This window comes from Rhizobium sp. C104, from assembly GCF_022354505.1.
Taxonomy (GTDB): domain Bacteria; phylum Pseudomonadota; class Alphaproteobacteria; order Rhizobiales; family Rhizobiaceae; genus Rhizobium; species Rhizobium redzepovicii.
Map to the genome: position 1 here is coordinate 132,633 of NZ_CP092350.1, position 14,255 is coordinate 146,887.

At 62.9% G+C, this 14,255-nt stretch carries 12 protein-coding genes and 2 pseudogenes; 5 read left to right on the plus strand and 9 right to left on the minus strand.

Translation table 11 applies throughout. The features are described from left to right. Window positions 1–6: 6 nt before the first annotated feature. From kdpB to MF410_RS25090, 4 genes and pseudogenes are all read right to left on the minus strand, one after another. Window positions 7–2,068: pseudogene (gene kdpB, locus MF410_RS25075) on the minus strand (potassium-transporting ATPase subunit KdpB). 65 nt (window positions 2,069–2,133) lie between these two features. Beyond that, window positions 2,134–3,837: a potassium-transporting ATPase subunit KdpA gene (kdpA, locus tag MF410_RS25080; RefSeq protein ID WP_183778037.1), complete on the minus strand. Its 1,704-nt coding sequence runs from the start codon at window positions 3,835–3,837 to the stop codon at window positions 2,134–2,136. A gap of 69 nt (window positions 3,838–3,906) precedes the next feature. Continuing rightward, a complete protein-coding gene (locus MF410_RS25085) occupies window positions 3,907–3,996 on the minus strand; it encodes a K(+)-transporting ATPase subunit F (protein ID WP_003594574.1) in 90 nt (29 codons plus the stop codon). Between the two features lie 300 nt (window positions 3,997–4,296). Continuing rightward, window positions 4,297–4,656, minus strand: coding sequence for a copper resistance CopC family protein (locus MF410_RS25090; RefSeq protein ID WP_183778039.1), 360 nt, complete (start codon window positions 4,654–4,656; stop codon window positions 4,297–4,299). A gap of 495 nt (window positions 4,657–5,151) precedes the next feature. On the opposite strand from MF410_RS25090, the gene MF410_RS25095 reads away from it, so the two are divergent. Continuing rightward, complete coding sequence (locus MF410_RS25095; protein ID WP_183778042.1) at window positions 5,152–6,195, plus strand: NAD(P)-dependent alcohol dehydrogenase; 1,044 nt, start codon at window positions 5,152–5,154, stop codon at window positions 6,193–6,195. 15 nt (window positions 6,196–6,210) lie between these two features. Here the strand turns inward: MF410_RS25095 and MF410_RS25100 are convergent, their stop codons facing one another. The 4 genes and pseudogenes from MF410_RS25100 to MF410_RS25115 form a co-directional block, all read right to left on the minus strand. Further along, complete coding sequence (locus tag MF410_RS25100) at window positions 6,211–6,780, minus strand: DedA family protein (RefSeq protein ID WP_183778044.1); 570 nt, start codon at window positions 6,778–6,780, stop codon at window positions 6,211–6,213. Between the two features lie 33 nt (window positions 6,781–6,813). Beyond that, window positions 6,814–8,180 (minus strand): annotated as a pseudogene (locus tag MF410_RS25105) (FAD-containing oxidoreductase). Then, window positions 8,177–8,638 carry a DUF4126 family protein gene (locus MF410_RS25110; RefSeq protein ID WP_183778048.1) on the minus strand — a complete coding sequence of 154 codons (462 nt, stop codon included), beginning with the start codon at window positions 8,636–8,638 and terminating at the stop codon, window positions 8,177–8,179. Before MF410_RS25110 ends, MF410_RS25105 begins: the two are co-directional and overlap by 4 nt. Before the next feature lie 88 nt (window positions 8,639–8,726). Continuing rightward, window positions 8,727–9,914 carry an acyl-CoA dehydrogenase gene (locus MF410_RS25115; RefSeq protein WP_183778051.1) on the minus strand — a complete coding sequence of 396 codons (1,188 nt, stop codon included), beginning with the start codon at window positions 9,912–9,914 and terminating at the stop codon, window positions 8,727–8,729. A gap of 174 nt (window positions 9,915–10,088) precedes the next feature. On the opposite strand from MF410_RS25115, the gene MF410_RS25120 reads away from it, so the two are divergent. Continuing rightward, the gene (locus MF410_RS25120; protein WP_097629064.1) at window positions 10,089–10,427 is read left to right on the plus strand and encodes a cupin domain-containing protein; all 339 of its coding nucleotides are present in this window, start codon (window positions 10,089–10,091) and stop codon (window positions 10,425–10,427) included. Here MF410_RS25120 and MF410_RS25125 read toward each other — a convergent pair whose 3' ends face one another. After that, window positions 10,428–11,381 (minus strand): LysR family transcriptional regulator, encoded by a 954-nt coding sequence (locus MF410_RS25125; protein WP_183778053.1) that lies wholly within the window; start codon window positions 11,379–11,381, stop codon window positions 10,428–10,430. 175 nt (window positions 11,382–11,556) lie between these two features. Here MF410_RS25125 and MF410_RS25130 point away from each other — a divergent pair, with 175 nt between their 5' ends. From MF410_RS25130 to MF410_RS25140, 3 genes are read left to right on the plus strand one after another with little or no spacing between them, the layout of a single operon-like run. Continuing rightward, window positions 11,557–12,762 (plus strand): ABC transporter substrate-binding protein, encoded by a 1,206-nt coding sequence (locus tag MF410_RS25130; RefSeq protein WP_097628948.1) that lies wholly within the window; start codon window positions 11,557–11,559, stop codon window positions 12,760–12,762. A 5-nt stretch (window positions 12,763–12,767) separates the two neighbouring features. Then, a complete protein-coding gene (locus MF410_RS25135) occupies window positions 12,768–13,550 on the plus strand; it encodes an ABC transporter ATP-binding protein (RefSeq protein WP_097628949.1) in 783 nt (260 codons plus the stop codon). Then, window positions 13,550–14,251, plus strand: a complete 702-nt coding sequence (locus tag MF410_RS25140) for an ABC transporter ATP-binding protein (RefSeq protein ID WP_222148570.1) — start codon at window positions 13,550–13,552, stop codon at window positions 14,249–14,251. Before MF410_RS25135 ends, MF410_RS25140 begins: the two co-directional genes overlap by 1 nt. The last annotated feature ends 4 nt before the right edge of the window (window positions 14,252–14,255 follow it).

A 14,255-nucleotide genomic window follows, 5' to 3' on the forward strand; every position in this document is an offset into this window, starting at 1 on the left:
GCTCCTTTAAGCGAGGCCGAGGGCTGCGACGGCCAGGTCGATCGCTTTGATGCCGATGAAGGGGACGATGATGCCGCCGAGGCCGTAGATCAGAAGGTTGCGCGACAGAAGCGCGCCGGCGCCGATCGGACGGTAGCGCACGCCCTTCAGCGACAACGGGATCAGCGCGACGATAACAAGCGCGTTGAAGATGATTGCCGAGAGGATGGCGCTTTGCGGCGTCGAAAGCCCCATGATGTTGAGCACGCCGAGTTGAGGGTAAAAGGTCAGGAACATCGCCGGGATGATGGCGAAATATTTGGCGATGTCGTTGGCGATCGAAAAGGTCGTCAGCGCGCCGCGCGTCATCAGGAGCTGCTTGCCGATCTCGACGATCTCGATAAGCTTCGTCGGGTCGCTATCGAGGTCGACCATGTTGCCGGCCTCGCGAGCGGCGACCGTGCCGGTGTTCATGGCGACGCCGACATCGGCCTGGGCAAGCGCCGGCGCATCGTTGGTGCCGTCGCCGCACATGGCGACGAGCTTGCCCTTGGCCTGCTCCTCGCGCATCAGCGCCAGCTTCATCTCCGGCGTCGCCTGGGCGAGGAAATCGTCGACGCCGGCTTCGGCAGCGATGGCCGCGGCCGTCAGTGGATTGTCGCCTGTGATCATCACGGTGCGGATGCCCATGCGGCGCAGCTCCGTGAAGCGCTCCCGGATGCCGCCCTTGACGATATCCTTCAGCTGGATGACGCCGAGCAGCCGGCCGTCGCGGGCAACGGCGAGCGGCGTGCCGCCCGATTTGGCGACCTCGTCGGCGAGCAACTGCAGTTCGCGCACGACCTCGCTGCCGTTCTTCGAAGGGGCGTCGCCGTTGACATAGGTCAGCACGGCGTCGACTGCCCCCTTGCGGATCGAAGCGCCCTCGAGGTCGACGCCGCTCATGCGACTTCTGGGCGGTGAAGGGCACGAAGGTGGCCTTGAGGCTCGCCATGTCACGGCCGCGGATCGCATATTGCTCTTTGGCGAGCACGACGATGGAGCGTCCTTCAGGCGTTTCGTCGGCCAGCGAGGCAAGCTGGGCGGCGTCGGCGAGATCCTGTTCGGAAACGCCGCGAACCGGGCGGAAGCTCGTCGCCTGGCGGTTGCCGAGCGTGATCGTGCCGGTTTTGTCGAGCAGCAGCGTGTCGACGTCACCGGCAGCTTCGACGGCGCGGCCGGACATGGCGAGCACGTTGAAGCGGACGAGACGGTCCATGCCGGCAATGCCGATCGCCGACAGCAGCGCACCGATCGTCGTCGGGATCAGGGTGACGAAGAGGGCGACGAGAACGATGATCGGGATCGAGCCGCCGGCATAGATGGCAAAGCTCGGGATCGTCGCGGTGGCGAGCACGAAGATCAGCGTCATGCCGGCCAGCAATATGTTAAGCGCGATCTCGTTCGGCGTCTTCTGGCGCTCCGCACCTTCGACCAGCGCGATCATCCGGTCTATGAAGGTCGAGCCGGCGGCTGCGGTGATGCGGACGCGGATCCAGTCGGACAGCACCTGGGTGCCGCCGGTGACCGCCGAGCGGTCGCCGCCGGATTCGCGGATGACCGGGGCGGATTCGCCGGTAATTGCCGCCTCGTTGACGGAGGCCACCCCTTCGATGACCTCGCCGTCCGAAGGTATGATATCGCCGGCCTCGACCAGCACGACGTCGCCGACCTTGAGACTGGTGCCCGGCACCATGCGGTAGTCGCTGCCATTGTTGGTGGCGAGCAGCTTGGCTTGGGTTTCGGTGCGGGCCTTGCGCAGCGAATCCGCCTGCGCCTTGCCGCGGCCTTCGGCGACGGCTTCGGCGAAATTGGCAAAGAGCACGGTAAACCATAGCCAGAGATTGATCTGGAAGGAGAAGCCGAGATTGCCGTTGCCGGCTGCGAGGTCGCGCAGGAAAAGCACGGTGGTCAGCACCGAGACCGTGGCCACGACGAACATGACCGGATTTCTGGCAAGTGCGCGCGGGTCGAGCTTCTTGAAGGCGGCGCCCACGGCCGGAATGAGGATGCGACTATCGACGATACTCGCGGATTTTGCCTGGCTCATAAGAGACTCCAGCTTTGAAACGAGGATGGTGGACGAAACCTGTGACGCAGGGTCATGGCATCGCCTCAGAAGGTTTGCCCGGCGATCATGACCAGGTGCTCGACGATGGGGCCGAGTGCTAAGGCCGGGAAGAAGGTCAGGCCGCCGACGATCAGGATGGTGCCGACGAGCAGACCGACGAAGAGCGGGCCGTCCGTCGGGAAGGTGCCTGCCGAGGCCGGGACCGTCTTCTTGCCGATCAGCGAACCGGCGATGGCAAGCGCCGGGATGATGACCAGGAAGCGGCCGGCGAGCATGCCGATGCCGAGCGTCACGTTGTACCAGGGCGTGTTGCCCGTCAGTCCGCCGAAAGCCGAGCCGTTATTGGCCGCAGCCGAGGTATAGGCATAGAGGATTTCGGAGAAGCCGTGCGGGCCGGCGGTGCCGATCGAGGCGACGGCGGAGGGCAGCACCGTGGCGATCGCGGTGAAAACCAGCATGACGAGCGGCAGGCAGAGGATGGCGAGGACAGCCATCTTCATTTCCTTCGCCTCGATCTTCTTGCCGAGATATTCCGGCGTGCGGCCGACCATCAGGCCGGCGACGAAGACGGCGACGATGATGAACAGCAGGATGCCGTAGAAGCCCGCACCGACCCCGCCGACGATGATCTCGCCGAGTTGCATGTTGATCAGCGGAATGAGGCCGCCAAGCGCGGTGAACGACCCGTGCATGGCGTTGACCGCGCCGCAGGAGGCGGCGGTAGTGATGACGGCAAAGAGCGAGGAGAGGGCGACGCCGAAGCGGACTTCCTTGCCCTCCATGTTGCCACCGCCAAGACCGAAGGCGTGCATCAGCGGGTTGCCGGCCGCTTCCGCCCAATAGGTGACAACGACGCCGGCGAGGAACAGCACGCCCATCGTGGCGAGGATTGCCCAGCCCTGGCGCTGATTGCCGACCATACGGCCGAAGACATTGGTCAGCGCCGCACCGATCGCGAAGATCGAGACCATCTGGATGAGGTTGGAGATCGCATCGGGGTTTTCGAACGGATGAGCGGAATTGGCGTTGAAGAAGCCGCCGCCATTGGTGCCGAGCATCTTGATCGCAAGCTGCGAGGCGACGGGGCCGACGGCGATCGTCTGCTGCGCGCCTTCGAGCGTCGTCGCATTGACATAGGCTCCGAGTGTCTGCGGCACGCCAAGATAGACATAGACGAGCGTCAGCACGATGCAGATCGGCAGCAGCACGTAGAGAGTCGCCCTCGTCATATCGACCCAGAAATTGCCGATCGCCTTGCCCGAAGCACGCGAGAAGGCGCGGATGAAGGCGAGTGCGATCGCAATGCCGGTCGCGGCCGACACGAAGTTCTGGACGGTGAAGCCGGCCATCTGGGTGAGATAGGACATGGTGCTTTCGCCGCCGTAGTTCTGCCAATTCGTATTGGTGACGAAGCTGACGGCGGTGTTGAAGGCAAGCTCCGGCGGGACGGTCGCCATGCCGGCCGGATTATAGGGAAGCCCGGCTTGGAAGCGCTGCAGCGCATAAAGCGCGATGACGCCGAGAAGATTGAAGAGCAGCATGGCGAAGGCATAGGAGGTCCAATGCTGCTCCTCGCCTTCGCTGGTGCCGGCCGCGCGGTAAAGTCCCCGTTCGATCGGAACGAGGACGGGCGACAGGAAGGTGCGCTCGCCGCTGAAGACACGCGTCATGTAGCCGCCGAGCGGTTTGACGAGCGTAAGCACGATCCCGCAATAAAGCAGGATCTGAAGCCATCCGTTGAGGGTCATGGAGGTCAACTTTCAATACCCGGCGGCTTCTCGGTCACGTATGCGCGACCCCGGAAGCGCCGATTCTCTTCAAAAGCGTTCTGGGCGAAGCAGAGCGTAGGTGAGGTAGACGGTAAGAAACACGGTCACGGCACCGCTCAAGATATAATCGAGGGTCATCGTCGTTTCTCCGGTCAAAGCCTGTCGCAGGCTCGTGTGTAGGCAAAGCACAGCGCGAAGAATAGGATCGCGGTGCCAAGCAGAATGATATCCATCATGATCGTGACTCCTGTTGTTCTTGTTGGAGTCAGACAAGACAAAGGGCGCCATTCCCTGGGGAAGGCCGCCTTTCATGCTTTCTGGCGTGGAGATGATCGGTCGATCTCTCGGGTTTCAATATGGAGCCGGAGGCCATAAAGGTTCGAGACGGCCGGAGGGCCGTCAATATAAAAATCTTATAAATGGCTTTCAGGCAGCGAGCTAAGGATCGACCCGGAACCGGTATTGGCCTTCGGCACTGCGGCCGTCCATCGAGAGGACGCGCCAGTCGACGGTATAATCGCCGGGTGCCATGGCAGGATCGAGCGGAACCTTGAAGATCGATCCCTCAGGGCCGGAGAGAAACGGCTTGCCGGTGGGAAGCGCCGTTCCCTGTGCATTCAGCAGGACGGCAGTCGAGCGGGCAAGATCGACCGGGCCGCTGAAGGTGAGCTCGAGATTGGCCGGCACCAGCCGTTCTTCCTGCTGCGGCGGGAGCGACGCTTGCTCCAGGGCCGCAGACGCTTCACCTGCGGTGAAGAGAAGGGATGCGAACAGACAGAATGACACGATCGACTTCATGATGGTCTTCCTTATCTTGCCGATCCGCATGGGCCGGAGCCGTCATGCTTCCGCGACGCCATGCCGGCGCATGGCTAATAACGCTGCAAGCGATGATTTCGATCCCTTGTCTTTACAACAATACGTACCGGCCGCGGTTGGCGGTCTTTCGGCAGTGCGGCGATCAGGTCCACAAGCCGTTGCCAGAACTGCCGCAATGACCTTGATATCGTCGGGCCGTTGGATCGATTTCCGCCGGCATTATCGTGATTTTTCTTCATCTCTCTGCCTGTCCTCGTGGCCGGGATGCTCGAATGAAGAATGTACTCCTCGACGGTCAAGGCTGGAATCATACAGAGGTCTTGGAAGACAAATCTTTCGGATTATAGGAAATGGGCATTTCATCGCATGTTGAGCAAAAGCTTGATCTCTTCGATTGAATTGCCGCCCCTTAAAGTCTTATAGTCGCTTCAACGGCACGCGACGAACCGCGGGCACAAGGGAAGGAAACCGATCATGACCAAAGTCCGTGCGCTGGTACTGGAGCGCCAGCATGAGCTTGCGCTTCGCGATATTGATCTGCCGCTCGAAACAGGGCCGGGGCAGGTCAAGATCAAGATTCATACCGTCGGCGTCTGCGGTTCGGACGTTCACTATTATACCCATGGAAAGATCGGCCCCTTCATCGTCGACGCGCCGATGGTGCTCGGCCATGAGGCGGCGGGCACGGTGGTCGAGGTCGGGGCCGGGGTGACGCATCTGAAAGTCGGCGACCGCGTCTGCATGGAACCCGGCATTCCAGATCCGAATTCCAAGGCAAGCCGGCTCGGTATGTATAATATCGACCCGGCCGTGACCTTCTGGGCGACGCCGCCGGTCCACGGCGTGCTGACGCCTGAGGTCGTGCATCCCGCCAATTATACCTTCAAGCTGCCGGACAATGTCAGCTTCGCCGAAGGCGCCATGGTCGAGCCCTTCGCGGTCGGCATGCAGGCGGCAGCCAAAGCGAAGATTACGCCTGGGGATACCGCCGTCGTCCTCGGCGCCGGCCCGATCGGCACGATGGTAGCAATCGCCGCCTTGGCCGGCGGTTGCGCCCGGGCGATCGTCGCCGATCTCGCCCAGCCGAAGCTCGATATCGCCGCGCAATATCAGGGCGTCATTCCGGTCAATATCCGCGATAAGAACCTGAGCGAAGAGGTCGTGCGGCTGACCGACGGTTGGGGTGCCGACGTCGTTTTCGAATGCTCCGGCTCGCCGAAGGCCTGGGAGACGATCATGGCGTTGCCGCGCCCGGGCGGCGTCATCGTCGCCGTCGGTCTGCCGGTCAACCCTATCGGCTTCGATGTTTCTACGGCATCGACCAAGGAGATCCGTATCGAGACGGTGTTCCGCTACGCGCACCAGTATGAGCGCTCGATCGCGCTCCTGGCATCGGGCCGCGTCGATCTGAAGCCGCTGATATCAGAGACCTTCACATTCGCAGATTCGATCAAGGCCTTCGATCGCGCCGTCGAGGCAAGGCCGAGCGACGTCAAGCTGCAGATCGTCATGGAATAAAGGCTCTAAGCGTCGCTACGAGTGCCTGGCGCTTGGTCTCATCCTGCGAAAGGCAAGGGCCGCGGCGGCGGCGACAGCCGCGGCTCCGATAGCAATCAGCAGATGGCGGTGAAGGGAAAGGTGGCCCAATATCTGCTCGATGCCGTGCCCGAACAAATAGCCAAGCGCGGTGAAAAGCTGCCCCCAGATCAAAGCGGCGATGGCATTCAGGACGACGAATTTTCCGGTCGATATCCGCGTCGTCCCGATGACGACAGGGCTGATCGTGCGCAATCCGACGAGGAAACGAAACGCAAGGATGAAGCCGGTCGGATATTTTTCCAGAAGTTGGGTAACGCGGGCGAGCGCTGGCTTTTCCATCAGCCGGCGGACGAGGCTCCATCGGGCCGCGTAACGGCCGGCAAAGAACCAGAACTGATCGCCGGCGAAGGATCCGGCCATGGCTGCGAGCGACGCCGACCAATAGGGAAGCAACCCGCGATGAGCGACCACGCCGCCGAGAAAGGCGGCCGTTTCGCCTTCGAAGGCAGCGCCCAGAAAGATTGCCAGCAGGCCGTAATTCTCGATCAGCAGTTCGATGGACACGCGGGTTCGCCTCCAGCTCTTCCCGAGGTCAGGTCACGGCTGAACCGGCTTCAGATCGCCAAGCAGCGTCGGGATCAGCTCCGACACCGTCGGATGGATCGGCACCGCCCATTGCAAGGCGGGATAGGTGGTGCCCGCATTCATCGCGTCGATAAGCCCATGGATCACCTCGTCGCCCTCGATGCCCAAGATCGCAGCGCCGAGGATCTGCTTGGTCTCGGCATCGGCAATCACCTTCATGAAGCCCCTGGTCTCGCCGCGCTCGGTGGCGCGGCCGACGCGGCTCATCGGCCGGGTCGAGACCATGATCTTGCGCCCGACTCCCGCGCCTGTTTCTCCGTCATGCCGACGCGGCCGAGCGGCGGGTCGATGTAGAGCGCATAGGCCGGAATGCGGCTTGAGACCTTGCGGTCCTCGCCGTCGAGGAGATTGGCGGCGGCGATCTCGAAATCATTGTAGGAGGTGTGGGTGAAGGCGCCGTGGCCGTTGCAGTCGCCGAGCGCCCAGATGCCCTCGACATTGGTGGCGAGCCCGTCGTCGACGGTGATGAAGCCGCGTTTATCGGTGGCGACGCCGGCGGCATCGAGGCCGAGATCGTCGGTGTTCGGCGTGCGGCCGGTGGCGATCAGCAGATGGCTCGCATCGATTGTCGCCGAGCCGGCGGTGACGCTTACCCCGCTGCCGTTTCCGGCAAAGGCAATGTTGCCGGCATCGGTGTGCACGCCGATGCCTTCGGCACGCAGGATGTCGGCGATCGCATCCGATATATCCTCGTCCTCGCGCGATGCGAGCTTAGGGCCATGCTCGATGACGCTGACTTCGGCGCCGAAGCGGCGATACATCTGCGCAAATTCCAGCCCGATATAACTGCCGCCGATCACCGCCAGATGCCGCGGCAGCGTGTCGAGCTGGATGATCGAGGTGCTGGTGAGGTAGTCGATATCATGGATACCCGGCAGCTCGGGGATAACAGGCCGCGCGCCGACATTGAGGAAGATGCGCGGCGCAGTCAGCGTCTCGCCGTTGACGCGGACGGTCTTCGGGCCTTCGAAACGGGCATGGCCGTAGATCACGCTCATGCCGTCCATCCCGGTGAGCCAGCCGATGAGGCCGTTGCGGGCATTCATCGTCACGGTTTCGGCGCGGGCTCTGACCACCTTCATATCGATGGCGATCTCGCCGGGAATCTTGACGCCGTACGCGGCGCCGCTTCTGGCGACATGGGCGGCGCGGGCGCTGGCGACCAGCGTCTTGGTCGGCATGCAGCCGGCATTGACGCAGGTGCCACCGAGGAATTTGCGCTCGATCAGCGCCACCTTCATGCCCTTTTCCACCATGCGGGCGGCAAGCGACGGGCCGGCCTGGCCGGCGCCGATAACGATAGCGTCGAAATTTGTCATGCGACGGCTCCCACGATCAGCACCGCGCCGATGACGGCGACGGCATCCTCGATAAGGGCGGCCGGCAGGTCCTTGCCGAAGGAGGCGGCAAGCCGGCTGCGGGCGGCAGCGCCGCCATAGGTGCCCATGACGGCGCCGATCACGCCGGCTATCAGCCCGCCGAAGAGCAGGCCGCTGGCGGCCCCGATTGCAGCACCCGACAGCGCGCCTGAGACGATGCGGGCACCGAACTGCATTGGCACCTTGCGCGACGGCGTCGACGGCAGCTGGTCGGCGACCAGCTCGGTGACCGCGAGGATCGTGAAGATCCACGGCGTCCAGCGATAGCCCATGAAGGCAAGCGGCGTCTGCGACAGGTCGAACCAGCCGAGTGCTGCGCCCCAGGCGACGGCGGCCGGCGCCGTCATGGTGCGAAGGCCTGAAATGACACCAATCAGCAATGCAAGAAGCAGAAACATGCGATCCCCTCATTGCCGGCTTTGTGCCGCGAGAGGGAAGGTTGCACATTGTCAGGCGCGTGGCAATTCGCCTTGCCCTGCAAGCGAGTTAGTTCGCAAAGGCGGCGATGCCGGTGATCGCTCGACCGATGATCAGCGCGTGGATGTCGTGGGTGCCCTCATAGGTGTTGACTACTTCGAGGTTGACGAGATGACGGGCGATGCCGAATTCGTCGGAGATGCCGTTGCCGCCGAGCATATCGCGGGCCGCGCGCGCAATCTCCAGCGCCTTGCCGCAGCTGTTGCGCTTGAGGATCGAGGTCAGTTCCACCGGCGGATGTCCTTCCTCTTTCATGCGGCCGAGCCGCAGACAGCCCTGCAGTCCGAGCGAGATCTCCGCCGCCATGTCGGCGAGCTTCTTCTGGATCAACTGGTTGGCGGCGAGCGGCCGGCCGAACTGCTTGCGCTCCAGCGTATATTGCCGCGCCCTGGCGTAACAATCCTCGGCAGCACCAAGCGCGCCCCAGGCGATGCCGAAGCGGGCCGAGTTGAGGCAGGTGAACGGTCCTTTCAGGCCGGTCACGCCGGGCAGAAGATTTTCCTCGGGCACGAAGACCCCGTCCATCACCACTTCGCCGGTGATCGAGGCGCGCAAGCCGACCTTGCCATGGATGGCAGGCGCCGAAAGCCCCTTCCAGCCCTTTTCGAGGATGAAACCGCGGATAAACCCGTCCTCGGTCTTGGCCCAGACGACGAAAACATCGGCGATCGGCGCGTTCGAGATCCAGGTCTTCGAGCCGGTGAGGCTGTAGCCGCCGTCGACCTTTTTCGCGCGTGTCGCCATCGAGCCGGGATCGGAGCCGTGATCGGGTTCGGTCAGGCCGAAACAGCCGATCCATTCGCCGGTGGCGAGTTTCGGCAGGTATTTCAGCTTCTGCGCCTCAGAGCCGAAGGTGTCGATCGGCACCATGACCAGCGAGGACTGCACGCTCATCATCGAACGATAGCCGCTGTCAACCCGCTCGACCTCGCGGGCGATCAGGCCGTAGGCGGTGTAACCGAGGCCGGCGCCGCCGTAATCCGGCGAGATCGTCGGGCCGAGCAGGCCGAGTTCGCCCATTTCGCGGAAGATTTCAGGGTCGGTCTTTTCATTGCGGAAGGCGTCGAGAACGCGGGGCGCGAGCTTTTCCTGCGCATAGGCATGGGCCGTATTCTGCACCATGCGCTCCTCGTCGGTCAGTTGCTCCACCAAGCGGAACGGGTCGGCCCAGTCGAAAACCTCGCGCGTATGCTGCATGTCGGCGCCTCCTCACCCTCGACTCAGGCTTGCCTCGCTCAAGGTCGCATAAACCCGCCAGCCGACCGCGTCAACAGAAGGCCGCCTCATCGAAAAGACAGGGCGCGCCATCTTTTCAAAAGCGCCGGCATGCTCCACTTTGCCGGCGATCGATTCTGGAACGAGGAGACGGAAATGTCGTCAAGCGATCTGTTCGTATCGGCTGAAGGCGCCGAATGGGTCAATCCCGAGCCCGGCGTTACCAGGCGCATCATGACCTGTCTTCCGGAGATGATGATGGTTGAAGTCGCCTTCGAGAGCGGTGCCGTCGGTGCGGCCCATTCGCATCCGCACATCCAGGCAAGTTATGTCGCCGAGGGCAGCTTCGAGGTAACGATCGACGGCCGGACCGAGGTGCTCAAGCAGGGCGGCAGCTTCATCGTGCCCCCCAATCTCGTCCACGGCGTCAAGGCGCTGGAAAAGGGCCGACTGATCGATAGCTTCACGCCGCACCGGGCTGAATTTCTCAAATAGTCAGCTTTCGGCTTCCGAGCGACGCGCCGGGCCGGCGGGAGTGACATAGGGTGGCACGAAGCGAGCATCCTCGCCGCGCACCGCCTCGCGCAGAAAGTCGATGACGGCGCGCACCCGCGGCGCCTGTTTCAGGTCGCGGTGGCAGGTGATCCAGTAATGGCGCTTGAGGTCGACCTCCTCGGGCAGCACGCGCACGAGCTCGGGATAACGGCTGGCGAAAAAATAGGGCAGGATGCAGAGGCCGAGGCCGTTTCGGGTGGCGGTGAGCTGGGCGAAGATGCTGGAACTCTGGAATTGCGGCTTGATGCGCGGATGCACATCGCTGAGATAATCCAGGCCCGGCGCGAAAATCATTTCCTCGATATAGCTGACGAAGGGATGCTCAAGCAGGTCCTCGCGGCAGGTGATGGCAGGCGCTTTCGCCAGATAGTCGCGCGAGCCATAGATCTGCAGGTGATAATCGGTCAGCTTCTCGGCAAAATAAGGCCCACCCTTCGGCTCGTCGAGCACGACGGAAAGATCGGCCTCCTTGCGCGACAGCGACATGATCTGCTGAATCGTCACCAATTCGAGCGAGAGATGCGGATGCTGGGCGGCAAAGCGGTGCAGAACGGTCGCAAAGAAGAAATTGGCAAAACCCTCGGGCGCGCTGAAGCGCACGAGGCCGCGCTGTGCCATCGAGCCATCGGCGAGGTCGGCGCGCAGCCGCTCGGTCTCCTGCTCCATTTTCTCGGCCGTTTCGACGAAACGCGTGCCCATGGCGGTCAGCACATAACCGCGCGGATTGCGCTCGAAAAGCTTGACCTTGAGGGTGAATTCCAGCCGGTCGATGCGCCGCGAGACGGTCGCATGGCTGGAGCGCAGCTGGCGGGCCGCCGTCGACAGCTGTCCGGTGCGGGCGACGGCTAGAAAAAACTGAAGATCGTCCCAAGTAAACTGCGGCGGATTGTTCATCGCGATCCCCATCTGTTCAAAAACGAACAGATACTGTTTGGAATTAGTTGTAAACCACCCGTTGCTTCAACGCGGAATTTCCGTGATCGTAGGGAGAGGGTCCGTCGTTCTGAGGAGTGCGGCTGGCCAAATCTGAACAGAACCGCAATCTGGCTCATCTCTGGGAGGAGAGAATATGCGTAAGAATCTCGTTGCATCAGTTGCATTTCTGCTGGCGAGCAGCACCGCGGTGCTCGCGCAGAGCGCGACCGACGGCAAGGTCAAGATCGGCATCCTGAACGACCAGTCGGGCGTCTATGCCGATTTTGGCGGCAAGTCTTCCGTCGAAGCCGCCAAGATGGCGGTCGAGGATTTCGGCGGCAAGGTACTTGGTGTGCCGGTCGAGATCGTCGATGCAGACCACCAGAACAAGCCTGATATTGCCTCCAACATCGCCCGCCAGTGGTATGACACCGAGCAGGTGGATGCGATCATGGAACTGACGACCTCGTCGGTGGCGCTCGCCGTGCAGGCGATCGCCAAGGAAAAGAAAAAGATCGACATCGTCACCGGTGCGGCGACGACCGATCTGACCGGCAAGGCCTGCTCGCCCTACGGCTTCCATTGGGCCTACGACACCCATGCGCTCGCCGTCGGCACTGGCGGTGCACTGGTCAAGCAGGGCGGCGACAGCTGGTTCTTCCTGACCGCCGACTATGCTTTCGGCTATTCGCTGGAGCAGCAGACCACCGACTATGTCAAGGCGAGCGGCGGCACGGTCGTCGGCGCCGTCCGCCATCCGCTGTCGACTCAGGATTTCTCGTCCTTCCTGCTGCAGGCGCAATCCTCAGGCGCCAAGGTGATCGGCCTTGCCAATGCCGGCCTCGATACCTCGAACGCCATCAAGCAGGCGGCCGAATTCGGCATCACACAGGGCGGCCAGCATCTGGCGGCGCTGCTCTTCACGCTCGCCGAAGTCCATGGCCTCGGCCTCGAAGCGGCGCAGGGGTTGACGCTCACCGAAGGTTTTTACTGGAATCGCGACGACGAAAGCCGGGCCTTCGCCAAGAAATTCTTCGCCCGCACCGGCAAGATGCCGAATATGATCCACACCGGCACCTATTCGGCGGTGACGCAATATCTGAAGGCGGTGCAGAAGGCCGGCACCGACGAGACGGAAGCCGTCGCCAAACAGCTGCATGAAATGCCTGTCGATGACGTCTTCGGTCGCGGCGGCACGGTCGGCGCCAACGGCCGCATGATCCACGACATGTACCTGCTGCAGGTCAAGAAGCCGGCCGACAGCAAGGAGCCGTGGGACTACTTCAACGTTCTCGCCACCATTCCTGGCAAGGAAGCCTATATCGACCCCGCCAAGAGCGGCTGCGATCTGGTGAAGTGAGCGCAATGGCGGTTTCCGCGATTGAAACTAAGGAAAAACCGCGGGTGGTCTTATCCGCCCGCGGCCTGCGCCGCGATTTCGGCGGCTTCACCGCCGTCAAGAACGTCGATCTCGACGTGCATGATGCCAGCGTGCATGCGCTGATCGGCCCGAACGGCGCCGGCAAGACGACGGTCTTCAACCTGCTGACCAAGTTCCTGCAGCCGACATCGGGCACGATCACGCTGATGGGCACCGACATCACCGGAACGCCGCCCGACAGGGTGGCGCGCATGGGGCTGGTGCGCTCCTTCCAGATCTCGGCGGTCTTCCCGCATCTCTCCGTTCTCGACAATGTGCGCGTGGCGCTGCAACGGCCGAACAATCTTTCCACCCAGTTCTGGCGGCCGCTCTCGGCGCTCGACCGGCTGAACGAGCGCGCCGAGCAGCTGCTCGCCAGCGTCGGGCTTTCCAAGGAGCGCGATCATATCGCCGCCGATCTTTCCTACGGCCGCAAGCGGGTGCTGGAGATCGCCACGACGCTGGCGCTCGATCCGAAGGTGCTGCTGCTCGACGAGCCGATGGCCGGCATGGGGCTTGAGGATGTCGGCGTCGTCTCGGCGATCATCCGCGATGTCGCCCGCGACCGGGCGGTGCTGATGGTTGAGCACAATCTCTCCGTCGTCGCCAATATCTGCCAGCATGTCACCGTGCTGCAGCGCGGCGAGATCCTTGCCGAGGGCGATTATGCCACTGTCAGCCAGGACGAGCGCGTGCGCGTGGCCTATATGGGCACGGAGGAGCATTGATGGCCGCTCTCCTCGAAATTCAGGGATTGAACGCCTGGTACGGCGAAAGCCATGTCCTGCACGGCGTCGACATGCGGGTGGCCGAAGGCGAGACGATCACCATTCTCGGCCGCAACGGCGTCGGCAAGACGACGACGCTGCGCACCATCACCGGCATCGTGCGGGCCCGCAAGGGCAGGATCAGCTTTGGCGGCGGCGACATGATGCAGGTGCCGCTGCACAAGACGGCGCATCGCGGCATCGGCTTCGTGCCGGAGGAGCGCGGCATCTTCTCGACGCTCACCGTGTCGGAAAACCTGCTGCTGCCGCCTGTCGTGGCGAAAGGCGGCATGACGCTCGACGAGATCTACGAGCTCTTCCCCAATCTCTACGAACGCCGCGGCAGCCCCGGCACCAAACTGTCAGGCGGCGAGCAGCAGATGCTGGCGATCGCCCGGATCCTGCGCACCGGCGTCCGGCTGCTCATTCTCGACGAACCGACGGAGGGGCTCGCCCCGGTCATCGTCCAGCGCATCGGCGAGGTGCTGCAGACGCTGAAAGGGCGCGGCATGACGATCCTGCTCGTCGAGCAGAATTTCCGTTTCGCCAGCCGTATTGCCGATCGCTTCTATCTGATGGATCATGGGCAGATGGTGTCGGAATTCCCGGTCGGCGAACTGCCGCAGCGCATGGATACGCTGCACAAGGTTCTGGGAGTGTGACCAG